Source organism: Actinoplanes sp. NPDC051470 (assembly GCF_040682035.1).
In the GTDB taxonomy this organism is placed as follows: domain Bacteria; phylum Actinomycetota; class Actinomycetes; order Mycobacteriales; family Micromonosporaceae; genus Actinoplanes.
This window is the reverse complement of the sequence record NZ_JBFBAA010000001.1, coordinates 830,455-853,409: the sequence shown is the minus strand read 5'-3', so window position 1 is coordinate 853,409 and position 22,955 is coordinate 830,455. Positions and strand designations below refer to the sequence as shown.

Annotated in this window: 22 protein-coding genes and 1 tRNA gene; 8 read left to right on the top strand and 15 right to left on the bottom strand. The window is 72.0% G+C overall.

Annotated features, from left to right (window positions below; genetic code table 11):
• Positions 1–61: 61 nt before the first annotated feature.
• The gene (locus AB0M54_RS04190; RefSeq protein ID WP_364468994.1) at positions 62–3,118 is read left to right on the top strand and encodes an Hsp70 family protein; all 3,057 of its coding nucleotides are present in this window, start codon (positions 62–64) and stop codon (positions 3,116–3,118) included.
• 52 nt (positions 3,119–3,170) lie between these two features.
• Here the strand turns inward: AB0M54_RS04190 and ugpC are convergent, their stop codons facing one another.
• Complete coding sequence (ugpC, locus tag AB0M54_RS04185; RefSeq protein WP_364313298.1) at positions 3,171–4,256, bottom strand: sn-glycerol-3-phosphate ABC transporter ATP-binding protein UgpC; 1,086 nt, start codon at positions 4,254–4,256, stop codon at positions 3,171–3,173.
• A 158-nt stretch (positions 4,257–4,414) separates the two neighbouring features.
• Here ugpC and AB0M54_RS04180 point away from each other — a divergent pair.
• The 3 genes from AB0M54_RS04180 to AB0M54_RS04170 all read left to right on the top strand — a co-directional run bounded on the left by AB0M54_RS04180 (position 4,415) and on the right by AB0M54_RS04170 (position 6,057).
• A tRNA-Thr gene (locus tag AB0M54_RS04180) sits at positions 4,415–4,488 on the top strand.
• A gap of 2 nt (positions 4,489–4,490) precedes the next feature.
• Complete coding sequence (locus tag AB0M54_RS04175; RefSeq protein ID WP_364468992.1) at positions 4,491–5,492, top strand: helix-turn-helix domain-containing protein; 1,002 nt, start codon at positions 4,491–4,493, stop codon at positions 5,490–5,492.
• Between the two features lie 25 nt (positions 5,493–5,517).
• Positions 5,518–6,057: a hypothetical protein gene (locus tag AB0M54_RS04170; protein ID WP_364468990.1), complete on the top strand. Its 540-nt coding sequence runs from the start codon at positions 5,518–5,520 to the stop codon at positions 6,055–6,057.
• A gap of 77 nt (positions 6,058–6,134) precedes the next feature.
• Here the strand turns inward: AB0M54_RS04170 and AB0M54_RS04165 are convergent, their stop codons facing one another.
• From AB0M54_RS04165 to AB0M54_RS04140, 6 genes are all read right to left on the bottom strand, one after another.
• Positions 6,135–6,347, bottom strand: a complete 213-nt coding sequence (locus AB0M54_RS04165) for a hypothetical protein (RefSeq protein ID WP_364313307.1) — start codon at positions 6,345–6,347, stop codon at positions 6,135–6,137.
• Complete coding sequence (locus tag AB0M54_RS04160) at positions 6,340–6,684, bottom strand: metalloregulator ArsR/SmtB family transcription factor (RefSeq protein ID WP_364468988.1); 345 nt, start codon at positions 6,682–6,684, stop codon at positions 6,340–6,342. The genes AB0M54_RS04165 and AB0M54_RS04160 overlap by 8 nt, the downstream gene beginning before the upstream one ends.
• Positions 6,671–7,105, bottom strand: coding sequence for an SRPBCC domain-containing protein (locus AB0M54_RS04155; RefSeq protein WP_364468986.1), 435 nt, complete (start codon positions 7,103–7,105; stop codon positions 6,671–6,673). The genes AB0M54_RS04160 and AB0M54_RS04155 overlap by 14 nt, the downstream gene beginning before the upstream one ends.
• Positions 7,106–7,166: 61 nt before the next feature.
• Positions 7,167–7,733, bottom strand: coding sequence for a dihydrofolate reductase family protein (locus AB0M54_RS04150; protein ID WP_364313314.1), 567 nt, complete (start codon positions 7,731–7,733; stop codon positions 7,167–7,169).
• 11 nt (positions 7,734–7,744) lie between these two features.
• Positions 7,745–8,536, bottom strand: a complete 792-nt coding sequence (locus tag AB0M54_RS04145) for a DUF488 domain-containing protein (protein WP_364468984.1) — start codon at positions 8,534–8,536, stop codon at positions 7,745–7,747.
• 31 nt (positions 8,537–8,567) lie between these two features.
• Positions 8,568–10,358, bottom strand: a complete 1,791-nt coding sequence (locus AB0M54_RS04140; RefSeq protein ID WP_364468982.1) for an NAD-binding protein — start codon at positions 10,356–10,358, stop codon at positions 8,568–8,570.
• Positions 10,359–10,460: 102 nt separating this feature from the next.
• Between AB0M54_RS04140 and AB0M54_RS04135 the strand changes: the two genes are divergently transcribed.
• The gene (locus AB0M54_RS04135; RefSeq protein WP_364468980.1) at positions 10,461–11,270 is read left to right on the top strand and encodes a hypothetical protein; all 810 of its coding nucleotides are present in this window, start codon (positions 10,461–10,463) and stop codon (positions 11,268–11,270) included.
• A 70-nt stretch (positions 11,271–11,340) separates the two neighbouring features.
• Here the strand turns inward: AB0M54_RS04135 and AB0M54_RS04130 are convergent, their stop codons facing one another.
• The 3 genes from AB0M54_RS04130 to AB0M54_RS04120 all read right to left on the bottom strand — a co-directional run bounded on the left by AB0M54_RS04130 (position 11,341) and on the right by AB0M54_RS04120 (position 16,457).
• Positions 11,341–14,589, bottom strand: a complete 3,249-nt coding sequence (locus AB0M54_RS04130) for a S8 family serine peptidase (RefSeq protein ID WP_364468978.1) — start codon at positions 14,587–14,589, stop codon at positions 11,341–11,343.
• A 196-nt stretch (positions 14,590–14,785) separates the two neighbouring features.
• Positions 14,786–15,199: a GNAT family N-acetyltransferase gene (locus tag AB0M54_RS04125; protein ID WP_364313326.1), complete on the bottom strand. Its 414-nt coding sequence runs from the start codon at positions 15,197–15,199 to the stop codon at positions 14,786–14,788.
• Positions 15,200–15,230: 31 nt separating this feature from the next.
• Positions 15,231–16,457, bottom strand: a complete 1,227-nt coding sequence (locus tag AB0M54_RS04120; protein WP_364313329.1) for a DUF4032 domain-containing protein — start codon at positions 16,455–16,457, stop codon at positions 15,231–15,233.
• A gap of 113 nt (positions 16,458–16,570) precedes the next feature.
• Here AB0M54_RS04120 and AB0M54_RS04115 point away from each other — a divergent pair, with 113 nt between their 5' ends.
• On the top strand, positions 16,571–17,962 hold the full coding sequence (locus AB0M54_RS04115) for a serine protease (protein WP_364468976.1): 1,392 nt from the start codon (positions 16,571–16,573) through the stop codon (positions 17,960–17,962).
• A 13-nt stretch (positions 17,963–17,975) separates the two neighbouring features.
• Complete coding sequence (locus tag AB0M54_RS04110) at positions 17,976–18,677, top strand: phosphatase PAP2 family protein (protein WP_364468974.1); 702 nt, start codon at positions 17,976–17,978, stop codon at positions 18,675–18,677.
• Here AB0M54_RS04110 and AB0M54_RS04105 read toward each other — a convergent pair.
• The 5 genes from AB0M54_RS04105 to AB0M54_RS04085 are packed head-to-tail and all read right to left on the bottom strand — an operon-like array spanning position 18,658 to position 21,926.
• Positions 18,658–18,786, bottom strand: a complete 129-nt coding sequence (locus AB0M54_RS04105; protein WP_364468972.1) for a hypothetical protein — start codon at positions 18,784–18,786, stop codon at positions 18,658–18,660. The two genes, AB0M54_RS04110 and AB0M54_RS04105, sit on opposite strands and share 20 nt — an antisense overlap.
• Positions 18,768–19,025 (bottom strand): hypothetical protein, encoded by a 258-nt coding sequence (locus AB0M54_RS04100; protein WP_364468970.1) that lies wholly within the window; start codon positions 19,023–19,025, stop codon positions 18,768–18,770. Before AB0M54_RS04100 ends, AB0M54_RS04105 begins: the two co-directional genes overlap by 19 nt.
• Positions 19,016–20,101 carry an N-acetylglucosamine-6-phosphate deacetylase gene (gene nagA / locus AB0M54_RS04095; RefSeq protein ID WP_364468968.1) on the bottom strand — a complete coding sequence of 362 codons (1,086 nt, stop codon included), beginning with the start codon at positions 20,099–20,101 and terminating at the stop codon, positions 19,016–19,018. The genes AB0M54_RS04100 and nagA overlap by 10 nt, the downstream gene beginning before the upstream one ends.
• Positions 20,098–21,012 carry an ROK family protein gene (locus tag AB0M54_RS04090; RefSeq protein ID WP_364313340.1) on the bottom strand — a complete coding sequence of 305 codons (915 nt, stop codon included), beginning with the start codon at positions 21,010–21,012 and terminating at the stop codon, positions 20,098–20,100. Before AB0M54_RS04090 ends, nagA begins: the two co-directional genes overlap by 4 nt.
• Positions 21,009–21,926 carry a sugar isomerase gene (locus AB0M54_RS04085; protein WP_364468966.1) on the bottom strand — a complete coding sequence of 306 codons (918 nt, stop codon included), beginning with the start codon at positions 21,924–21,926 and terminating at the stop codon, positions 21,009–21,011. The genes AB0M54_RS04090 and AB0M54_RS04085 overlap by 4 nt, the downstream gene beginning before the upstream one ends.
• 189 nt (positions 21,927–22,115) lie before the next feature.
• On the opposite strand from AB0M54_RS04085, the gene AB0M54_RS04080 reads away from it, so the two are divergent.
• Positions 22,116–22,901 carry a DeoR/GlpR family DNA-binding transcription regulator gene (locus AB0M54_RS04080; RefSeq protein WP_364313345.1) on the top strand — a complete coding sequence of 262 codons (786 nt, stop codon included), beginning with the start codon at positions 22,116–22,118 and terminating at the stop codon, positions 22,899–22,901.
• Positions 22,902–22,955 lie beyond the last annotated feature (54 nt).

The following is a 22,955-nucleotide window of genomic DNA, read 5'->3' as shown; positions in this document are numbered from 1 at the left end:
GCCTGTAGTGCGGGGGCCGTAACATGGCGGTCCGGGTGTCCGATGGCGGAGGGGCAGCACGATGACCGGTCCCGGGGGCGGCTTTGTGCTGGCCGTCGACCTTGGCACGTCGCACACCGTCGCCATGCTGCGCTGGCCCGACGGGCGGACCCGGCCGCTGCTCTTCGACGGCCAGCCGCTGCTGCCCTCGGCGGTGCACCTCGACGGCGAGCGCCGGCTGCATGTCGGGCGAGACGCTTTGCGACTGGGGTACGCCGACCCGGCGCGAATCGAGCCCAACCCCAAGCGGCGCATCGACGACGACGGGGTGCTGCTCGGCGACGTGACCGTGCCGGTGGCCGACCTGCTGGCGGCGTTGCTGGGCGCGGTGGCCCGGGAGGCCGTCGCCACGGCCGGCTTCCTGCCACCGGCCGTGCTCACCTACCCCGCCGCCTGGGGACGTTTGCGTCGCGCCGTGCTGCAGGAGGCGCTCGGGCGGGCCGGGTGGCCGGCCGCGACCGAGCTGGTGCCCGAGCCGGTGGCGGCGGCACGCTACTTCGCCGACGTGCTGCGCCGGCCGGTGCCGGTGGGCGCGGCGCTGGCGGTGTTCGACTTCGGCGGTGGCACGCTCGATGTGGCCGTCGTACGCAACGAAGGCCTCGGCCCGGACGGCCGGCCCCGCTTCGAGGTGGCGGCGTCCGGGGGCGCCGACGATCTCGGCGGGCTCGACCTGGACGCGGCGCTGGTCGACCACCTGGGCAAGTCGCTCGCGGGCGGTGAGCCCGAGGCGTGGGGCGCGCTGACCGATCCACGCACGCTCGCGCAGTGGCGGGCTCGGCGGCAGTTCTGGGAAGACGTACGCGGGGCCAAAGAGATGTTGTCGCGCTCCGCCCTGGCGCCGGTGCCCGTGCCCGGGGTGGAGCAGGCCGTGCACCTCACGCGGGATGAGCTGGAGGCCGCGGCCGGGCCGCTGATCCGGCGTGGGGTGACCGAGGCCGGGGCGGTGATCCGGGCGGCGGGGCTCACGCCCGGGGAGCTGGCCGGGCTGTTCCTGGTCGGCGGGTCGTCGCGGGTGCCGTTGGTGGCGCGGCTGCTGCACGCCGACCTGGGGGTGGCGCCGACCGTTCTCGAACAGCCGGAACTGCCGGTCGCCGAGGGGGCGATCGCGGCGGCGGCCGCCGCCCGGGCCGGCGCGGCGGCGGCGGAGAGCGCGTCGGGCACGCAGCCCTGGACGCCGGACGATCTCACCGGAGATCGGTCAGGAACGGACGAATCCGGCGGGACCCGGATGGACCAGGGCGGTGAGTGGGGGGCGGCGGCTCCGGTTCCGGATGATGCTTTGCGGTATCAGCGTGGGGTGGCCGAGGCGGCTACGCCAACGCCTACGCCTGCGACCATTCCTACCCAGCCCACGGGTCCGGCCGGTGGCGAGCCGCCGCAGGAGTATGCGGAACCCGTCGACCCCTGGGCGACCGGGGAGGCCGCGGCTTTCGGGCCGGGTGGAGCGCCGGCCTACGGCGGCGACTTCGGCGGCGGCGCCGGCGGAAACGGTGGGCGCGGCCACGGCGGGCCCGGTGGCACGGGTGGCGGGCCCGGCGGCGGAGGCGGTCATGGACCCGGCGGCGGGCGCGATGGAGCAAGCGGCGGTGGAGGCGGGCACGGTGGGCCCGGAGGCGGGGGCGCGGCGGGTGGACCGCGCACCATGGCCGGGGCGCCGAACGAGCCGTGGCTGGCGTCGGCCGAGCAGGCCGGTGGAACGGAGCGCTCACCTGCGTACCGGAGGAAGTGGGTCTTGATCGGCGCTTCCGCCCTGGTTGTGGTGGTGGGGGTGGGGGCGGCGCTCGCGTGGGCGTTCTGGCCGGGGTATCGGGCGATCGACTTCCAGCCGCTGGGTAGGACGCCGGCCGTGACGCTGGACGCGGCGACGGTGTTCAGCAGCAATCTGACCGACTCGGTGATCGTGGGGAACCGGGTCTACTACGCGACCGAGAACGACGACGGGACGCTCGGCGTCGTGGCGGCCGAGGCGGACACCGGCAAGCAGCTGTGGGCCGGCACCGAGGCGGGGGTGGCCACCGGCTGGGAGCAGATCGTCGGGCTGCCGGACGGCGTCGCGGCGATCACCGAGGTGGACTCCGGCTCGGATCAGCGGCGGCTGGTGGTGCTGGACGGCGGCTCCGGGAAGGTGCGCTGGCAGCACACGATGGCCCGCGCGGACAGTGTGCGGTTCAGCGGGCCGAACGCCGTCTTCACCGACAGCGCCGGCAAGCGGCTGGTCGCCATGCGCCGCAGCGACGGCGGCAAATCCTGGGAGCTGCCCGACCCGGCCAGTGACTCGTCGACCGTGCCGGTCCTCTACAGCAGCCTCACCCCGGACGACCTGTCCGGACCGGCGCGTCCGTCCGGGTCGGCGTTCGCGGCCGACCTCGACGACGACACCCGGCTGCTCCAGGTGTTCGCCGACCGGTCGGCCCGGGTGGTCGACGCCGAGGACGGCGGGGTGGTGGTCGCGCCGAAGGCCGGCATCGCCGACACCGACGGCCTGATCTCGGTGACCAACAACCGGGTGGTGGCCGTCGAGACGACCGGCACCACCCAGCGGGTGCTGGCCTTCGACCTGTCCACGCTGGACAGTCCCAAGGTGCTTGGCCAGGCCGCGGCCGGCGCCAAGATCACCGCGCTGGCGTCGTGCGGCGCCGAGCAGGTCTGCTGGATCGAGTCGCTCGCCTACGACGGCAAGGAGAACAAGGTCGCGGGGGTACGGGTGGCCGACGGCGCCAAGACCTGGCGGGTGACCCTGCCCGGCGCCGAGTCGATCGTCCCGGTCGGCGACAACGCGCTGGTCACGCAGAAGGATTCGTCGGCCACCAAGGTGACGTTCATCGACGCCGCGGCCGGGAAGGTGCGGTGGAGCGCGGACGGTGCGGCCGGCCGGCTGGACGGCGGCAACGTGCTGCTGTTCTCCCGCACGCTGTCCACCACGCCCGAGGACCCGTCGCTCGCGGGGCGGCACCTCGGCGACGATCCCGTGCAACTGGGACCGATGAGCGGCGTACGCACCGCCTCGTGCTCCTGGAACACCGAGGTCATCGCCTGCGTCGCCGACAAGAACCTGACCTGGCAGCGCTTCGCCGGATAGCGAACGGCCCCGGCGCGAAGGCGCCGGGGCCGTCGTGAAGCAGAAGCGGAAACTAGATGCGCTCGCCGCTCGTCGCGTTGAACGCGTGCACCTGGTTGATCTGCGGCTTGATGTACACCGTCTCGCCCATGCTCGGCATGGTTCGCCGGTCGGTGCGGACCACGAAGCGCTCCGAGCCCTCGTCCATGGCCGCGTGGCCGTAGACGTTGGCGTCCGAGCCGAGGTCTTCGACCAGGTCGACGACGATCGGCAGACCGCCACCGGACTCGGCGACGATGTCGGTCGCCTCCGGCCGGAAGCCGAGGGTCACCTTGCCGCCGCCGCTCTGCGCCGCCGCGACCTGCTCACGGGTGAGCGGGAGGGCCAGCGGGCCGAACGAGGCGCCCGCCTCGGTCAGCGCCACGGTCTTGATGTTCATCGCCGGCGAGCCGATGAAGCCGGCCACGAAGACGTTGCCGGGGGTGTCGTACAGGGCGCGCGGGGTGTCGCACTGCTGCAGGACGCCGTCCAGCATGACCGCCACCCGGTGGCCCATCGTCATGGCCTCGACCTGGTCGTGGGTCACGTAGACGGTGGTGATGCCGAGCTTGGCCTGCAGCGTGGCGATCTGCGAGCGGGTCTGGACGCGGAGCTTGGCGTCGAGGTTCGACAGCGGCTCGTCCATGAGGAACACCTGCGGCTCACGCACGATCGCGCGGCCCATGGCGACCCGCTGACGCTGACCACCGGAGAGCGCCTTCGGCTTGCGGGCCAGGTACTCGTCCAGCTGCAGCAGCGCCGCGGCCTCTTTCACCCGGCGGTCGATCTCGGGCTTGGGGGTCTTGCGCAGCTTCAGGGCGAACGCCATGTTCTCGTACACCGACATGTGCGGGTAGAGGGCGTAGTTCTGGAAGACCATCGCGATGTCGCGGGACTTCGGGGGCAGGTTGGTGACGTCCTTGCCCTGGATGAGGATGCGGCCGCGGTCCACATCTTCGAGGCCGGCGAGCATGCGCAGGCTGGTCGACTTGCCACAACCGGAGGGGCCGACCAGGACGAGGAACTCGCCGTCACCGATCTCCAGGCTGAGCTCGTTGACCGCGGGGCGCTCGGAGCCCGGGTAGATCCGGGAGGCTTTCTCGTACGTGACAGTAGCCATGAAGTAACGACTTCCTTTCCACCGGCAGGAACGTGCCGGACGATCCGAGTGGATGGAACACCGTCACGTTAAATGTTTTTAACCTTCTTGCCAAGGTCCGGACGGGCTGACCTGCGGTTTCGAGGCCGTCACGCAGAGCCGCTATGCTGTTCGCGCGCGCCCCTGTAGCTCAGTTGGCCAGAGCAACCGCCTTGTAAGCGGTAGGTCGCCGGTTCGAATCCGGCCGGGGGCTCTATGCGGGCGCGACTGGTGCTGGTGGTCGGCTACGACGGAGCCGAGTTGCTGGACATCGCCTGCGTCACGTCCAGCCTGGCGATGGCCAATCTGATCGGGGCGCAACCGGCTTATCGGGTCATTCTGGCCACCCCCGGTGGTCGTGCCATTCGCTGTGATTCGGGGTTGAGCCTCGCGGCACAGGCCACCCTGGAGCGTCACACCGAGCCGGTGGACACGCTGATCGTCTCGGGCGGGCTCGGTCATCTGGCCGCGGCGGCCGGTCCGGTGCTGGTCGGGCACGTACGCCGGATCGCCCGTACCGCCCGCCGGGTGGCCTCGGTCTGCACCGGGGCGACCGTTCTGGCCGAGGCCGGCCTCCTCGACGGTCGCCGCGCCACCACCCACTGGCGGTTCGCCGAGGAGTTCGCCCGCAGCTACCCGGCCGTCGAGGTGGATCCCGAGCCGATCTACATCCGTTCGGGCGACGTGGCCACCTCGGGCGGCGTGACCAGCGCGCTCGACCTCACGCTGTCGTTCATCGAGGAAGATCACGGGATGACGCTGGCCCGCGGCGTCGCCCTGGGCACGGTCACCTATCTGCAGCGGCCCGGCGAGCAGGCCCAGCAGAGCATGTTCCTCAGCCGTTGCTCGACCGACGACCTGGTCGTCCGCCGGGTCCGCAACCATGTGGCCGGCCACCTCGCCGACGACCTCAGCGCACCGGCGCTGGCCGCCCTGGCCGGGGTCAGTGAACGGCACCTGTCCCGGCTCTTTGGCGCGCACCTCGGCCGGACGCCCGCGCAGTTCGTCCGGCGCGCGCGGACCGAGGCGGCCGCACACCTGCTCACCTCGACCGATCTTCCGGTGGCGGCGGTGGCGCGGCGGTGCGGGTTCCACACCGGCGAGTCGCTGCGGCAGGCATTCCTCCTGGAGCACGGGATGCCGCCGTCGAGGTACCGCAACGTTTCGGCCCAGGAGAACAGGAATCCGGACGGGTCCGTCTCGTCCTCCCCGGCCTGAGCCACGGCGTACCGACCATGGGTCCATGACTCTGTTGCGCCGCTGGCCCACGGCTCTGGGCCTGGTCACGATCGTCGCCGGGCTGCTGGTGCTGCCGCGCGACGCGGAGAGCTTCGGCCCGGCGGTCGCCGCGATGGGCGGCGTCTACCTCCTGGCGTACGCGGTGGGCATCCCGTGGTTCGCGTGGCCCGGCTTCGTCATCATCACGGCGGTCACCGTGGTCGCCCAGATCTTCCGGGACACCGTCGACCCGGCGGTCACGCTCGCCGTCGTGATGCTGTTGCTGTGGCTGGCGGCGGTGATCCGGCGGCGCTGGACCGACCGCCGCACGTTCGTCGTGCAGACCGGCGGGCTCGTGGTGTTCGCCGTGATCGCGATGATGTGCTCGGCCGTGCGGCCCGGCTTGGGCCTGGCGTTGGCCGGCGTGGGCTGGCTCGCCCACGGCGCCTGGGACGCCTACCACTTCGCCCGGAACAGCGTGGTCGACCGGCCCTGGTCCGAGTTCTGCGCCGTGGTCGACCTGGGCGTCGGCGGCGCCCTGCTGATCGCCGCCCTTGCGCCGTAGGTGGAGGAGGCGCCCGGCCACCGCGTCCGTCGCCCCGGACGACGCGGTGGCCGCGATCGAGGAGCACGGCGGCACGGTCACGTTCCTGGTGCGTACGGACGTCGCGCCGGCGCGGCGTCCGGGCTGATCCGGTCGGCGAGCCGGCGCAGGGCGGTCACGGTCGCCCGGCGCAGGGCCACCCCGTGTTGGCGCGGCGGGCGCTCGGGCACGATCGGCGCGTCGGGCCGGGCCGACAGCACGTGTCGCCGGGTCGCGTCGTCGGCCAGTTTCACATGCAGCAGGTCAAGCATCGTCTTCTCCTTCGAGGGTCTGTCGGAGGGCGGCCAGCGGGCCGTCCCAGTCGCGGGCGAGCGCGCCGAGGAACTGCTGGGCCACCCGCATCGGCGCGGAATCGAGCCGGTAGCGGACCCGCCGCCGCTCGCCCGGCTCGGCCACCACCAGGCCCGCGTCGGTCAGCAGGGCGAGGTGTTTGGCGATGGCCTGGCGGGTGATCGGCAGCCGCGCCGCGAGGTCGGTCGCGGTGGCCGGGCCACCGGCCGCGAGCGACGCCAGGATCGCCCGCCGGCTCGGGTCGGCCAGCGCGGTGAAGACCTCGGCCGCCACCGCCTCGGGGTCAGGCCTGGCCATCGAGGTACGCGCCCAGCTCGCCCAGCTCGTTCGTCCAGCCGGTGTTGTTGCCGGGCCAGGCCACCTGGTGTTCGGCCTCGGAGGTCTGGCCGAACCCGGTCTCGACCATGGTGAGGGTGGTGCCGGCGCCGACCGGCTCGAGCGTGAACTCGACGTAGGTGCGTCGCGGGTCGCTTTCGGGCAGCCCGTAGATCGGCCAGGTGTAGGCGAACACGCGCGGCGGCTCGAGCCGCTCGATGGTGAGGGTGGCGGTGTCGCCGCTGTCCCAGGCGAGCTTGGCCTGACCGCCGACGCGCAGGTCGACCTGGGCCTTGTTGCCGAACCAGGTGCCCAGACCCTCGGCGGTGGTCAGGGCCGCCCAGACCCGCTCGGGTGGCTGGGTCAGGTCGAGCCGGCGTTCGATCCGATCGGGGAATGCCATGACGCCTCCTCAGTAGCAACCATTTGGTTGCTACTGAAGTTATCGCAACCAGTGGGTTGCGTCAAGGGCGCCCGTATCGAAGGATGACCACGCCGGTGGTGGAAACCTCGCTGTGCTCCCAGGCGAGCGTCGCCGGTGCCACGCCCTCCGCGAACATCCGCTTCCCGGTGCCCAGCACCAGCGGGAACATCAGCAGCGTGCAGTGGTCGATCAGGTCCTTGGCGAGCAGCGTCGGCATCAGCCCGCTGCTCCCGAAGACGACCAGGTCCTCCCTCGTGCCGAGCGGGCCGATCTCGTCGTCCCGGATGACGTGGCTGTTCGTCCAGCCGGCGCTGTCGAGGGTCCGGGAGACGACGTACTTGGGCTTCTGGTTCAGCGCGGCCACGGCCGGCTCGCTCTGATCGGCCCCCGACCAGCTCGCGGCGAAATTGTCATAGGTCCGGCGGCCGAGGAGGAACCCGCCGGCGCCGGTGGTCGCGTCGCTCATCACCCGCCCGACGACCGGGTCCATGTAGGGCTCGGTCCAGCCGCCGTGCTCGAACCCGCCGTCCCGGTCCTCGTCGGCCGACAACACCGACTGCACGACCCCGTCCAGCGTCACGAAGTTGACCACCGAGATCCCGGGCATGTGTTCCCCTGTCAGCTAGAGCGCGTCTCGTGGATCAGCCACGCCGGTATCGGGGCGCCACGGTCCACCGCGGACAGCTGGTCGAGCATCTCGACCAGGCGATCGGGGGTGGTGCCCTGGTCGCCGCCGAGGTAGAGCTCGAGGCCGATCGCGATGGTGAAGTCGACCACCGGGCCGTACCGGAGGACGACGTCGGCCTCCAGGGTGACGCCGGTGATCCGGAGCAGCCAGGTCGCGTCCATGCCGGGGGCGTCGAACGGGCCGCGCAGCTCCAGGGCCAGGGTGCCGGCGTTGGCGTCCCGCCAGGCGGCCAGCGCCGCCCCCAGCGCCAGGTCACGGCTCTCCAAAGGCTCGTCGGCCGGCTCGGCCCGCCGGGGCAGACCGGACTCGACGGCCGAGAGGACGAGCCGGCGGTGGCACCGGTTCTGGTCGGCCTCGAAGCACAGCAGGGCTACGCGCGACCTGCGGGCCAGCCGGGCGAGGTCGTCGAGGGCCCGGGCCGGACCCGGGGCGCGGAGCAGCATGACGTAGGCGGCCTGCCGGGCCGGCGAATCGGCGAAGCCCTCCCGGTTGTCCCGCGGGTTGCCCAGTTCCGGCCGGTGCTCGTAGGCGATGTCGTGCTCGGCCAGCGCCTGGGACAGGGCGGCCCGGCCGAACCCGGGCTTGCGGGAGACCGGGTTGAGGCGCACGTCGACCACGCGGGTGATGCCGCTCGCGACCAGACCGGCGACAAAGGACTCGATGGCCTGGTCCTCGTAGCCGACGCCGACGAGGCCGGGCTCAGCGGAAGGTGCCGGCGACATGGGCCGCGTCGCGGAGGAAGAGGGTGTCTCGTCAGGCCGCATCGTGGTCCTCCGCCACCGGTGGCGTGGCCTGTTCCAGCAGGGCCCGCAGGCCGGCCCGCCGGGCCACCACGACCACGCGATCGCCGGCCGCCAGCACCCGGCGCCGGTCGGGGGACCAGTCGACCCACTCCGAGTCGGCCGCCGACATGCCGATCACCCGGACCATCAGCGGGCGGTCGGCCTGGTGCAGCACCGCGCCGTCCAGGGGCGACCCGGGCAGCACCCGGACGGCCGCCACCAGCAGCGCGTGCCGGTCGACCGGGATGGTCACGATCACGTCGCGGTCGAGCAGGGACGCGGCGAAGGCCGGGGCCACGAGACGGGACACGCTGCGCGAGATGTTGATGTTGAAGGCCTTCTGGACCCGGCCCGCGAAGTCGTCGTCGAACAGGCGCAGCACCACGCGCATGTCGGCCCGGGCGGCCCTGGCGTTCAGCGCCGCCTGCAGGTTGGTGACGTCGTCGGTGGAGACGACGACCAGCGCCTTCGCGGTGTCGATGTGGGCCTGGCGGAGCGTGTCGTCGGAGGCCGCGTCGCCGACGATGAACGGGACACCGAGCTGACGGGCGACCTTGGCGCCGCGGGCGTTCGGGTCGCGGTCGATGGCGACCACGTCCAGGCCGAGGTCGTTCAGGTGGCGGAGGGTACGCGTACCGACCGTGCCCAGGCCGACCAGCACGATGTGGTCGGTGTGCCCGCTGCGGACCTGCCCGTTGGCCAGTTCCAGCCGGGCGTTCACCATGCCCTCGACGACCGCCGCCGTGATCAGCGGGATCAGCGCGACACCGGCCAGCGTCAGGATCAGCTGGGCGGCCTGCGCGATCCCGTTGCGCTCGACCTCCACATCGGACGATCCGACCGCGGTCAGCAGCGTGACGTACATCGACGTCCAGAAGCCGCCCGGCACGTTGTCGGTGCGCGCCAGCACCGCGCCGGCCAGCACGGTGATCACCAGCGTGATGAGCACGGCCACGCCGAGCTTGCGGTTCATCGCGGCGCGGACGGCCCGGACGGTGGACCGGAACGGCCGCGGGCGGCGGGCCGAGCGGGCCAGCTTGCGGGCGGCCACCGCCTGGCCGACCGGCCGCCCGGAGGCTTCGGCGAGCACCAGGTCGGTGGGCCGGTCCTCGCCGGGGGCGGGGTCGGCGGGCAGCACGGCCACCTGACCCGATCCGTCCGACGAGGTCAGTGAGCAGACCACGTGATCTTCCGGTACGTCGGCCCGGCGGGCCACGTACATCGTCCGGCCGGCATGGCGGAAGTGGGTGGGCGCCGGCTCGCCCAGCGCGGCGGCGACGAACGCGGGCGCGGCCATGGTGGCGTCGCTGAGCACGGCGCAGTCGTCGAACAGCTTGCGGACGCCGTACCCGAGACCGGTGTTGAACATCCGCAGCACCAGCCGCAGGTCGGGCTCGACGGCCTGGGCGCACAGGGCGGCATGAAGGTTGATCACGTCGTCGGGCATGACCAGGGCCAGCGCCGCCGCGCCGGCCAGACCCGCGGCGCGGAACGTGCTCTCGTCGAGGCGGTCGGCGCGCACCACGCGTACCCCTCGAAGCCCACCCAGGTCGGGGACGTTGGCCCGCAGCCGGTGGGGCACGACCAGGGTGATCCGGATCCGGTGGCCGGCGTTGGAGAGCTCCTCGGCGAGCGTGTAGACCAGCGAGTCGCTGCCGCAGATGACGAAGTGTGGACGCCCGTCGGCGCCGTTCGTGAGGCGTTGCTGGAGGCGGGACATGAGCCCGCGCCGTGACGCTCCGGACGGCTGATCGGCACTCACGGACTGATCGTAATCATGCCGATCACCGGAACCAGGTGCGCCGGACGCTCGTTGCCCCTTCCGAGCCATTTTGTCCGTGAGGCTGACATACGGAGGACCCGAATGCGTAAGTACCTGATCGCCGCCGCGGTGACCGGAGGGCTCGTCCTGTTCGGCGCCGGCCCGGCGCAGGCGGATGAGCGGCCGCTGCCCGTCGTCGACCAGGTCGGCGGGATGCTCGACCCGGCCACGGGTGGCGCGAAGCCGTCGGTCGGGGGCCTCAACCCGCTGGGCGACGGCATGACTTTGGACAATCCGCTCGGTGAGGCGCCGATCGTCGACTTCAAGCCGGGCACCAACTCGGTGACGCCGCCGAAGCTGCCGGGCGGGGCGGCCCCGGCCAAGTCCACGGCCAAGGCCACCGAGGACAAAGCCGACGGCCCGAACAACGGGATCTCCACGGGCGGCGGCGGTCTGCCGGTCGTCGGTGGCCTGCCGGTCGTCGGCGACCTGATGAACGGCGGCGGCCTCCCGCTGCTCGGCGGAGGCGGCGTTGGCGGCGGCGCGACCGGCGGTGAGCGCCCGGTCGCCACCCAGGAGTCCCGGCTGCTCGGCAGCGATCTGCCGCTGCTCGGCGGCCTGCTGCCGGAGAAGCCGGCGCGCACCCTGCCCGCGGCCGTCGGCGACGACCCGGCCGACGTGAGCGGCCTGCCCCAGGGCGGCACCGACGTCCCGGCGGCGACCAAGCCGGCCACCAAGCCGGACGACAACACCCCGCCGGCCACCAAGCCGGGCAGCGACACCCCGGCCCCGGCCGCCCAGGGCCCGGGCGACGACCAGCAGCGCCTCGCCGAGGAGCCGATCGACAACGAGTCGGAGCGCCCGTTCTCGGACGGACGCCCGGTCACCGGCGAGGACCCGGACTTCAAGTAGAAGAAGAGCCGGACACGAACGGGCCCGTCCTCACCGTTGAGGACGGGCCCGCTCGCCTACCGAGAATTGCCTAGCTGACCGACCCGATCTGAACGGTGCCGCGGCCGACGACCGCGCCCTGGCTGGTCACGAAGACCGCCTCACCGAAGAGGTTCCGGCCCTCGGCCGGCGCCGCCGAGGCGACCACCGACCCGGTCACGGTCGTCGACTCGCCGTTGGCCAGCGGCGTCGCCGTCGCCGGCACGGTCAGGGCGCCGAGCGCCGGGCTGTAGAACACGTCCAGGTAGTCGTACTGCGTGGTCCCGGCCGGAACCGCGTAGCCGTCGACCACCACGGTGTACGTGCCCGCCGCGGGCGACGGGATCGACACCGCTTCCTCGGAGTCGCCGTCGGCCCGCAGCGCCACCCGGACGCCGCCGAAGTAGACCTCGAGGTCGAGGTCGGCCGCCGGGTCGGACGGGTTGCCGATGGACACGTCGAGCCGCGACGCGCCCGCCGGGACGGCCACCTCGAACTCCTGCCCGTCACCGTCGGCGATGGTCGGCCGCTCCGACTTGGCGCTGCCCAGCGGACCGCCCCGCGCGGAGAGCGTGAACGGCCCGAAGGTGTTGGTGACCTTCCAGGTCACCGGGGCCGGGGTGCCGGCCGTGACGCTGGGCAGGGTGACCGTCTCGGGCTCGACCGTGGTGCCCTGCACCTTGGCGGTCAACCGGTACGGGTTCTGCAGGAACGGCGACGTCCGCCGGGACTCCACCTCGATCTCCCAGACGCCCGGGATCGGGTCGTCGTAGGAGCGCTCGTCCGGCTTGCAGGTGGCCGGGTCGGAGAAGTTCGGGTAGCACTCCAGGCTGGACGTCGAGTCCATCGGCACGCCGTTCGGGTTGATCGCGATGAACCGCGTCTGCGAGTCGCCCTTCAGCCCGGCCAGGTCGACCTGGAGCGAGGTGGCGGCCTCGGGCACGACCACGAAGTACGAGACGGACGAGTTGCGGTCCACCTTGCCCTCGCCGTTCAGCGCGTAGGCCGGCTTCGTCGTGGTGACCGAGGTGACGACCGTGTTCAGGATCTCGTAGTCGACCACCGACGTCGCCGGGTCGTCGACCTTGAGGATGGCCGCGTTCAGGCCGTCCTTCGGGTTGACGATGACCGAGACGGTGACCGCCTGGTTCAGCGGCAGCAGCACGTTGCCGGCCGACTTGAACGCGCCCTTGTCGCCGACCCAGGTCAGCTTGTGCCGGACCGGCTTGGCCGAGCCGCTGGTGCGCTTGATCTCCACGTTGTAGACGCGGGTCTGGCCGGCCGCCTGGCCGCCGTCACCGGCGACGCACCGGTTGTGGATGCCGGCGCCGCGGTTCGGGGTCGGGGTGAGGAACCCGGACAGCGGCGTGCAGACCGGCGCCGAGGACTCGTACCCGATGGTGTCGATGGGCTTGGACAGCAGCTTCCACGCGCCGTTGACCTCCATCAGGCCGTCGCCCTGCGCCGCCACCGAGACACCCTTGATCGGCTGGGCCGAGGTGTATATCGCCTTGCGCAGCTGGGCCGAGGTGACCTGCTTGTTCGAGGCCTTGGCCGCGGAGAGCAGCAGGGCCGCGGCGCCGGTGGCCTGCGGCGAGGCCATCGAGGTGCCGTTCTGGTGGTTGAGGCCGATCGGCAGCGTGTAGCCGGCCTCGGCGATGCTCGGCTCGTCCAGCCACATGTTGATGGTGGAGACCGCCGAGCCGGGTGCGGCGATGTTCGGCTTGAAACCGCCGTCCTCACGCGGGCCGCGCGAGGAGAAGTTGAACATCGCCATGTCCTTGCGGACCACCGAGCCGTAGTTGGACAGCCAGGTGTCCTTGCTGATGCTGGCGGCCACGCTGACCACGTCGGTGGCCACGGACGGGTCGCCGATGGTGTTCACGCCCGGGCCGGAGTTGCCGGCCGAGATGAACAGCTGGACGTTGTAGTCCCGGATCAGCCGGTTGTAGAGCCCGGCCCGGGCGTCGGAGCCGTCGTTCAGCGCGGGCAGGCCGCCGATCGACATGTTGATCACGTCGACGCCACGGTTCACGACCAGGTCGATCATGCCGGTGGTCAGCGCGGCCGCGGTGCAGCCGCCGCCCCACGAGCAGGCCCGCGCCGACACGATCTTGGCGCCGGGCGCCTGACCGTCCAGGTTGTCGTTGCCGAGCATGTTGTTCGCGGCCAGGATGCCGGCGACGTGCGAACCGTGCAGGCTCTCCGGGATGCCGATGTTGACGAAGTCGACCAGCCGGCCCGGCTGGCCGAGCGGGGCCAGGTCGACGTCCTCACGGAACTCGACGACGAACGGGATGCGCTCGGCGACCGCGGTGGCCGGGTTGTCCGTGCCGAACCACCCGATGTCGTACTTCTCCTTGTACGGCCGCATGACGGCGTCGTCGGTGAAGTCGTTGTTCTGGTTGGTGTCGACCCGGATGTCGTGCGACGCCGGGTCGTAGAGGATGCCGAAGACATCGGTGGTGTCGCCGTCGCGGTTGACGTCACCGGCCGGGTCGCTGGCCGCGGTGATCGCCTCGCGGAACGTGTTGTAGAGGTAGGAGCCGGCCGGCACCTTCACGGTGGCCGGCGCCGGGTTGACCATGCCCCGCCAGGTGGCGTCGTTCTCGACCAGCGGGTCGGTGGCGGTCACCCAGTCGACGATCTTGCGTTCGCCGGTCGAGGTGGTCTGCAGCGCCGGGTTGTCCAGGGCCACACCGGAATCCATGACACCGATGGTCACGCCGCGGCCGTCCCACTCCGGGTGCTGCCGCTTGAACTTGACCGAGCCGGTCTCGTTGGTCGGCATGTACGGGTTCGACGCCGGCGTGCGGCGCCCGGGGCCGGGCAGCGTGGTCGTCTGCTTGGCGCCGCGCTTCCCCTTGTGCTCGAGCGGCTCGGGCAGCTTGATCTGTTCGTCGAGGTCGATCGCGGTGACGCCGGGCAGCTTGGCCACCTTGACCACGTTGCCGGTCGGCACCTGGGCCAGCACGTAGCCGACCTGGTCGAAGCGCCGGGCGACCTTGCCGCCGAGGCTCTTCACCTGGGCCGCCACCTCGGCCGTCTTGCCCTCGTCGGCGGCGATGATCACGGTGACGGCGGCGGCGCCCTTGGTCTCGGCCTGGTTCAGCAGGTCGGTGTCGTGCGCGCCGAGGGTCGCGGCGGGCGATTCCTTGGGCGTGTCGCCCGGTGTCTCCTGGGCCGGTGGCACGGTCGGTGCGGGCGCGGCCTGGGCGGGAAGGGCGTTGCCGAGTACGGCGACCCCCACCGCGAGCACGGCGACACTGGTGCGCCGGCTCCAGGCGGATCGATGTCTCACGTACGGTCCTCCGGAAGCATGGTCGCCCGCCAGGGGTTTAGCGGGCGTACCCGAGCGATCCTCGGACTCTTTCGTTCAGCTAGTCACTATGGTCGATGGAGTCGTGACAAGCTTGAGACATTTACATCTACGCATGTTCACTATGCTGGTGACTTTTTAAAGGGCGGCGTCCGTTAGGTCGGTTTCTTCCTGCCGGTCATGTCAGGTCCCAGTTGAGCAGCAGGAACGGCTGCTCCTCGGCCGCGCCGGCCTTCCGGTAGGTGGCCTGGGCGGCGGCGTTGTCACTCTCGGTGCCGACCCACATGCCGTAACACCCGCGTTCCCGGGCCAGGTTCGCCAGCGCCGTGACCAGCGCCGTGCCGACCCCTTGCAGCCGGGCGGCCGGCGCGACGCCGAGCTCGTACACGAACATCTCGGTTCCCTTGTCCGGGTGGGTGGTCTCCACCCCCGAGATCATCCCCACCGGCCGCCCCGCCTCGTCGTAGGCGAACAGCAGATGGTGTCCGGGCTGTTCCAGAAATCGCCGGGTGGCGTCGGGCCACGGCGGCCCGTCGAAGAGGTCTCCACCTCGCAGAACCTCGTCGACATCCACGACCCGCTCGATCCGCATGGCGCCACCCTATGACCGCCGCCGGTGATCGCTACGGAAGTGAGGGGGCGTCCTCGAGCGAGCCGACCTCGACACCGAGCACGGCCTGCTCGTCGGGCTTGTTGACCAGCACCTCGGTGAGGTAGCTCTGCACCGTGGGGGCCATCCCGACGTCGCGGCCGGCCTGTTCGGAGAGCAGCCACTTGTGCTGGATGATCTGGGAGAAGATCTCCTGCGGCTCGAGCTTGCGGCGCAGGTTGGCCGGCACGGCGCGGACCACCGGCTCGAAGACCTCGGTCAGCCAGCGGTGGGCGGCCTGCTGCTCGTCGATCAGGTCGCTCTCGGCGCGGTAGGTGTCGAGGTTGTTGAGCAGCTGGCGGGCCTGGTTCTCTTCGGCGTCGAGGCCGGTCAGGCGGATCAGGCGCCGGGTGTGGTAGCCGGCGTCGACCACCTTGGGCCGGATCCGGTAGCCGCCGTCCACCGTGGACATGGCCACCTCGGCGACGTCGAAGCCCAGCTCGTTGAGCCGGCGGATGCGGCCCTCGATGTCGTGCCGGGCGTCGCGGGGGATCTCCTGCTCGTAGGTGACCTCGTGCCACAGGCGCTCGTAGCGGGACACGATGTCGTCGACCACCGTCTCGGGGTCGATCGACTCGTGCAGCAGCTCGGCCGCCTGCAGGTCGAGGCATTCGCCGAAGATGTTCAGGCGGAGGATCTCGATGTCCTCGCTGCGCTGGCCCTCGGACAGCTTCGGGTAGAGGTTGCCGGTCTCGGCGTCGACCAGGTAGGCCGCGAAGGCGCCCGCGTCGCGGCGGAACAGGGTGTTGCTCAGGCTGCAGTCGCCCCAGCTGAAGCCGGTCAGGTGCATCCGGACGATCAGCGCGGCCAGCGCGTCGAGCAGGCGGTTCATCGTCTCGGGGCGCAACACGTGTGAGAACAGCGCGCGGTACGGCAACGAGAACTGCAGGTGCCGGGTGATCAGCACGCTTTCCAGCGGCTCGCCCGACTCGTCGTGGCGATCGGTGACGATGGCCACCGCCTCGACCGCCGGGAAGTCGATCCGTTCCAGGGCGCGGAGCAGGTCGTACTCCTTCTCGGCGATCCGCTCGCGGGTCTCCTTGAGGGCGTACACGGTCTCGTTCAGCTTGACGAAGCGGACGATGTGGCGGGAGATGCCCTGCGGCAGCGCGACCAGGTGGTCGGCGGGCCAATCCTCGAGCGGCACCGACCACGGCAGGTCGAGCAGTGCCGGGTCGACGAGGGCGGACGTGATGCGCACCGACCCAGTGTGCACGCTGTCCCGCGCGCGTCGCTCCCGCACGTGGCTCGTTACACAAACTGCCAGATCGCCGTATTGGCCTTTTTGTGCCTTCTATGAGCTTCGGGAGCAGCATGCGCCGCAAGGTAGGCATCGTCGTCGGGGCCTGTGCCGCCCTCGTACTCACCGGATCGGCGGGTGCGGTGGCCTGGAACGCGCCGACCGGCGCCGACCGCCGGCCGGTCGGGGGCTGGCAGGAGGCGCCGGCGGTGGAGCCTACCCCCGTGTCGTTGGCCGAACGCGCGGCCAAAGCGGCGCCGGTGACGACCACCGGGCAGCCCGAGACCGAAGACCCGCGCACGCACGCCGAGCCGGTCCGGACCAAGCCCGCGGCCCCGCGCCGGGTCGTCGAGGAGAGCGCGGCCGCGGCCGCCGCCAAGGGCCGGCAGAAGGTGGGTGAGCTGCTGCGGGTCGGAAAGATCCTGGGGTACGAGCAGAGCCCGCGCAAGGAGACCTTCCGCTACCCCGGCGCCTCGTACGTGAAGCTGCACTTCGACCGCATGATGATGGTGCCCGGCGACTACCTGACGGTCTCCGACGCCAAGGGCGAGGAGTCCTACCGGTACGACGCGCCGCCGCTGCTCGAGGGCGCGTCGGTGGACAAGTGGGCGATGTCGGTGACCGGTGACACCGCGGTGGTGGAGATGCACCGGGGCATCGACCCGCTCGGCACGCGTTCGCTGGCCGGGGACCTCGGGGTCAGCGTCGACCGGGTGGCGCGCGGCTTCTCGCGTACCGAACAGCGGGGTGTGCCCGAGGAAAGTCTGACCGCGCCGGGCCGCACCGGCCGGGAGGAATCGGTCTGCGGCTCGGACGAGTCCAAGGACGCGGTCTGCTACCGGTCGAACGACCCGGTCGCCTACACCCGGTCGAAGGCGGCCGCGCGGCTGCTGATCGACGGCACCGAGCTGTGCACCGGCTGGCGGATCGGCGCCAACAACCGCCTGCTGACCAACAACCACTGCTTCGACAACTCGGACGCGGCCTACGAGACCGAGGTGTGGTTCAACTACCAGTGCGCGGCCTGCGGCGGCTTCGACACGTTCAAGCCGACCAAGGTCTGGGGCGACCAGGTGCTGGCCACCAACCACACGCTCGACTACACGCTGTTCACGGTGGAGAACTTCAACGCGATCAAGAAGTACGGCTACCTGGAGCTGGACACCGCCCGCCCGGCGAAGGGCCAGCCGCTGTACGTGCCGCAGCACCCGGCCGGCGACCCGACGCGCATCGCCGGCGTGCTCGGTGACAAGGCGGGCAACTGCGCGGTCTCGGACAACGGCTACACCGGGTACGCGGCCGGCTCGGACGTCTCCTACTACTGCGACACCGAGGGCGGCTCGTCCGGCTCGCCGGTGCTGTCCCGCAAGACCAACAAGGTGGTCGCGCTGCACCACTTCGGCGGCTGCCCCAACTCGGGCGTGCGGGCCGACCTGCTCCACAACCAGTTGCAGAGCAAGCTGTAGGTACCGTGGTCGCGTGACCCGACCCCGCAGCTGGTGGCCCGACCTGGTCTTCGTGGGCGCGTTCGCGCTGCTCACGGTGCTGCTGGCGCAGGGGCACCTGCTCGGGGCCGATGCCGTGGTGGCCGACTGGTCGGACGCGCACCGGCCGCCGGTCGCCTACTGGATCGCCCGGGTCCTGAACAGCCTGGGCCAGGGCGGCTGGCTGCTGATGCCGCTGGCCGTGCTGCTCGCCGTGCTGCTGGCCTGGCGGACCCGGTCGGTGCGGCCGCTGCTGGTGTTCCTGGCCACCGGCGTGCTCACGTACCTGACGATCGGCCCGGCCAAGATCTTCTTCCAGCGAGCGGCGCCGGCCTTCACCGGCCCGGACCGGACGATCCTGTTCAACGACGCCGCGGTCGGCCCGCTCGGGATGAGCTATCCGTCCGGCCACGTGGCGAACGCGGTGGTCTGGTACGCGGTGATCGCGTTCCTGCTGGCCGGGCTGATCGGCGGGCTGGGCCGCCGGGCCAGGCTGGCCCTGCGGATCCTGCCGCCGGTGATCGTCTTCGGCACGACCACCTACCTGAGCTGGCACTGGATCACCGACTCGATCGCCGGCCTGTTCCTGGGGCTGGTGCTGGCCCGGCTGCTGGCCCGCGTCCCGTGGGAGACGCTGCCGCTCCCGCGATGGCTGGAGCGCCGGGCCCCGGTCGGAGCTAGCCGGCCCGGGAGCTGATCTCCATGCCGTCCTCGACCGGGAAGCCGACGCTCACGTAGCCGTCGGCCGGGTCGCGGACGAAGTCGACCGCCGCGATCTTGGCCGCGCTCATCTCGGTGGTGACCACGCGGCCCACGCCGTTGTCGCGGACGGCGGCGGCGAGATGGAGGGTGGAGATTCCGTACGAGGTGCCGAACTCGACCCGGGCGGGCGGGCGGCGCGGGTCAGCGCGTAGAGCAGCCGGCCGCCCTCGGGGGAGACCGGCAGGTAGGCCTCGGCCAGCGCGTCGGCCCGCTCCTGGGCGGTCGCGCTGGTCACCGGGCAGGAGATCACCGACGAGTACGTCGACGACCTGGTCAGATCCATTCTCCGGCCCGCATCACGCGCTTGACCCGCAGGTCGTCGGAGAGCACGACCAGGTCGGCGCGCAGGCCGGCTTCCAGGGCGCCGACCTCGTCCGACCGGCCCAGCACCCGGGCCGGGGTGGTCGACGCCATCAGGCAGGCGTCGGTCAGCGGGATGCCCGCGCCGACCGCCCGGCGCAGGGCCGCGTCCATGGTCAGCGTGCTGCCGGCGATCGAGCCGGTGGCGATCCGGGCGACCCGGCCGGCCACGGTCACGGTCTGGCCGCCGAGGTCGTAGGCGCCGTCCGGCATCCCGGCCGCGTCGATCGCGTCGGTGACCAGGGCGGTGCGGTCCGGGCCGGCGGCGCGGGCCAGGTAGCCGAGCATCCCGTCGTGCAGGTGGACGCCGTCGGCGATCAGCTCGCAGACGACCTGCCTGGCCGCGAGCAGGCCGATGACCGGGCCGGGCTCGCGGTGATGGATCGGGCGCATGCCGTTGAAGAGGTGCGTCCCGAGGGTGGCGCCGGCCTCCACACCCTTCAGGGTCTGTTCGTACGACGCGTCGGTGTGCCCGATGGCCGCGACGACGCCGTTCCGGTGGAGAAAGGAGATCGCCTCCCGGGCGCCGGGCAGCTCGGGGGCGATCGTGACGGCGCGGACGATGCCGCTCGCGACCAGCGCCCGCAGTTCGGTCAGGTCGGGATCACGGAGGAAGTCGGTGTTCTGGGCGCCGCAGCGGACCGCGGACAGGTAGGGGCCTTCGAAGTGGACCCCGTGGATCAGCCCGTCCTCGACGAGCGGCTGGAACGCCGTCACCGCGTCCCGCATCAGGTCGAAGGGCGAGCTGACCAGGCTCGCGAGCACCGTCGTGGTCCCGTGGGCCAGGTGGAAGGCCGCGGCCGCGGCGGCCGAGACCGGATCCCCGGTGGTGAAGGTGTGCCCGCCCCCGCCGTGGCAGTGCAGGTCGACGAAGCCCGGCACCACGTAGTCGGTGGTGTCGGCCGCCGACTCCTCGACGGCGAGGATCGCCGGACCGTCGACCGTGACGTGGCCGGGGACGATCGAGCCGGGCCGGACGATGCGGCCAGCGATGTTCACGACAGCGCGTCCAGTCCTAGGAGGGCGGCGCCGAGGCAGCCTGCATTGTCCCCGAGCGCCGCTCGCTCCACGCGCGGCAGCCGGAGGAACCTCTTCCGCGCGTCCAGCGCGCCCCGGAGCGGGGCCAGCAGCGCCTCGCCGGCCTCGGCCAGGCCGCCGCCGATCACGATCATCCCGGCGTCGTAGAGGGCCTGGGCGGTCAGCAGCCCGTCGGCCAGGGCGTCCACGGCCTCGTCCCAGACCGTACGGGCGAGCGCCTCGCCCGCCGCGGCCCGGGTGGCGACGTCGAAGGCGGTGGAATCGGCCACGCCGGACACCCCGGCGTACCGCCGGCCGATCGCGGACGCCGACGCGATCGACTCCAGGCAGCCGTTCCCGCCGCACGGACAGGGCGGGCCGCCGGGCCGCACGATCACGTGCCCGACCTCGCCCGCGGCGCCGTGCGCCCCGGCGAACGCGACCCCGTCGACCACGTGGGCCGCGGCGATGCCGGTGCCGATCGCGATGAACAGCACGTGCGGTTCACCCCGGCCCGCGCCCAGCCGCGCCTCGGCCAGGCCACCGGCGCGGACGTCGTGCCCCAGCGCGGCCGGTAACCCCAGCCGGGCCACGACCAGGTCGCGCATCGGCACGTCCCGGAAGCCCACGTTGGACGACCAGACCGCGATGCCGTTCGGCTCGTCGACGACACCGGGGACGGCCAGGCCCACCGCGGCCGGCTCGAGTCCCTCGGCGCGCGCCCGCTCGGCCAGGCCGACGATGACCGACAGGATCGTCTCGGTCACCGCCTCGGGCCCGCGCTCGGCCCGGGTCAGGTGTCGCTCGGTGTGCAGGACCCGGCCCTCCGGGTGGACCAGCGCGCACTTCATGCCGGTGCCGCCCACGTCGAGGGCGATGACGACGGGCGTCACTGGAGGACGACAGACCGGGTCAGGTTGCGGGGGTGGTCGGGGTCGAGACCGTGGGCCTCGGCCAGGGCGATGGCCACCCGCTGGGCCAGGATCAGGTCGGCCATCGGGTCGAGCGGGGTACGCCCGCCGCACCAGCGCCCGATCGCGCCGTACCCGCCGTGGTGCCGGGCGTGCACGAACGACGCGCCGGTGGCCTCCACGTCGTCGGCCAGGTGGGCCGGCACGTCACCGATGGCCCAGACCACCCGGCCCGGCGCCGCGATCGAGATCGGCCCGTGCCGGTAGTCCATCGCCGGGTACGCCTCGGTCCACATCATCGCGGCCTCACGGCACTTGAGCGCCGCCTCGTGGGCCAGGCCGACGGTCCAGCCGCGACCCAGATAGGTGATCTGGGTGGTGGTCTCGACCCGGATCGGCAGGGGCAGCCGGACGGCCACCTCGGCGTCGCAGGCGATCGGGGCGATGTCCTGGCCGAGCCCGGCCCGCAGCAGGGCCAGCGCGCTGGTGGCGAACCGGGTCTGCACCACGGCCTGCTCGTCGGCGAAGTCGAGCACGACCATCTCGTCGGCCACCGCCGCGGCCGGTTGCAGCGGATCGGCGGTCACCACCGTGGTCGGGGTACGCAGGGCGCCGAGCAGGTCGACCACCTCGGTCGTGGTGCCGGAGCGGGTGATCGCGACGACCCGGTCGTACCGCCGCCCGGCCGGGAACTCGGACGCCTGGAACGCGTCGGTCTCGCCCTGCCCGAGCTGCTCGCGCAGCGCCGCGTAGGCCTGGCCCATGAACCACGACGTGCCGCACCCGACCACCGCGACCCGCTCGCCGGCGACCGGCAGCCCCGGCGAGGAGGCCAGCTTGGCCGCCTGCTCCCAGCAGTCGGGCTGGCTGGCGATCTCGGTCTGCACGTAGGTCATCTGGGTTCCTTCGGCGGCGGGGATGCGCATATGCGTTCGGTACGGTGCCCTTTCGAGCTGCATTCTGCGTGGATCTCCGCTGGGATCGCAACAGTCGGGTTACGTTCGCGCAGGCGCGATCTTTGCTCCGCCGCTTTTCGAGCACTAATGTGCACACTCTTATCACGGAACGTGCATGAGGAGGGGTGGGTGGATCGGTACGCGCGGTGGAATGCCCTGCTCGAGCTACTGGCGGAGAGCGGGCGGGTGACCGTCGAGGACGCGGCCGCGCGACTGGACGTGTCCCAGGCCACCATCCGGCGCGACTTCGACCAGCTCGCCCAGCAGCAGATGATCACCCGGACCCGGGGTGGCGCGGTCGCCAACGGCGTCTCCTACGACCTGCCGCTGCGCTACAAGAGCGCCAAGCACTCGGCCGAGAAGCAGCGCATCGGCGAGGCCGCGGCCCGGCTGGTCGACCCCGGCATGGTCGTCGGGCTGAACGGCGGCACCACGATGACCGAGGTGGCCCGGGCCCTGGCGGTCCGCGCCGACCTCAACACCAGCGGCGAGGGCGCCCAGCTCACCGTGGTCACCAACGCCCTGAACATCGCCAACGAGCTGCTGGTCCGCTCGCGGATGAAGATCGTGGTGGCCGGCGGCGTGGTCCGCCCGCAGTCCTTCGAGCTGGTCGGCCCGCTCGGCGGCGCGCTGCTCAAGGAGGTCACCCTCGACGTCGTGCTGCTCGGCGTGGACGCGCTCGACGTGGAACTCGGCGCGGCCGCCCATCACGAGGGCGAGGCCGCGATGAACAGCCTGATGGTGGCCCGGGCCAAGCGGGTCGTGGTGATCGCCGACTCGTCGAAGCTGGGCGGGCACGCCTTCGCCCGGATCTGCCCGATCAGCAAGGTCGAGGTGCTGGTCACCGACTCGACCGCCCCGGAGAGCGCGCTGGCCGGGTTCCGTGATGTCGGCGTCGAGGTCATCGTGGCTTGATGCCCTGTCGCACATTCGCCTCCGGGGCGCCCAAACCGCGCCTGAATGTGGAAC

Coding starts and splice junctions, on each gene's coding strand:
- AB0M54_RS04190 (WP_364468994.1), top strand. CDS start 62: ATGACCGGTCCCGGGGGCGGCTTTGTGCTGGCCGTCGACCTTGGCACG.
- ugpC (WP_364313298.1), bottom strand. CDS start 4,256: ATGGCTACTGTCACGTACGAGAAAGCCTCCCGGATCTACCCGGGCTCC.
- AB0M54_RS04175 (WP_364468992.1), top strand. CDS start 4,491: ATGCGGGCGCGACTGGTGCTGGTGGTCGGCTACGACGGAGCCGAGTTG.
- AB0M54_RS04170 (WP_364468990.1), top strand. CDS start 5,518: ATGACTCTGTTGCGCCGCTGGCCCACGGCTCTGGGCCTGGTCACGATC.
- AB0M54_RS04165 (WP_364313307.1), bottom strand. CDS start 6,347: ATGCTTGACCTGCTGCATGTGAAACTGGCCGACGACGCGACCCGGCGA.
- AB0M54_RS04160 (WP_364468988.1), bottom strand. CDS start 6,684: ATGGCCAGGCCTGACCCCGAGGCGGTGGCGGCCGAGGTCTTCACCGCG.
- AB0M54_RS04155 (WP_364468986.1), bottom strand. CDS start 7,105: ATGGCATTCCCCGATCGGATCGAACGCCGGCTCGACCTGACCCAGCCA.
- AB0M54_RS04150 (WP_364313314.1), bottom strand. CDS start 7,733: ATGCCCGGGATCTCGGTGGTCAACTTCGTGACGCTGGACGGGGTCGTG.
- AB0M54_RS04145 (WP_364468984.1), bottom strand. CDS start 8,536: ATGTCGCCGGCACCTTCCGCTGAGCCCGGCCTCGTCGGCGTCGGCTAC.
- AB0M54_RS04135 (WP_364468980.1), top strand. CDS start 10,461: ATGCGTAAGTACCTGATCGCCGCCGCGGTGACCGGAGGGCTCGTCCTG.
- AB0M54_RS04125 (WP_364313326.1), bottom strand. CDS start 15,199: ATGCGGATCGAGCGGGTCGTGGATGTCGACGAGGTTCTGCGAGGTGGA.
- AB0M54_RS04115 (WP_364468976.1), top strand. CDS start 16,571: ATGCGCCGCAAGGTAGGCATCGTCGTCGGGGCCTGTGCCGCCCTCGTA.
- AB0M54_RS04100 (WP_364468970.1), bottom strand. CDS start 19,025: ATGGATCTGACCAGGTCGTCGACGTACTCGTCGGTGATCTCCTGCCCG.
- AB0M54_RS04085 (WP_364468966.1), bottom strand. CDS start 21,926: ATGACCTACGTGCAGACCGAGATCGCCAGCCAGCCCGACTGCTGGGAG.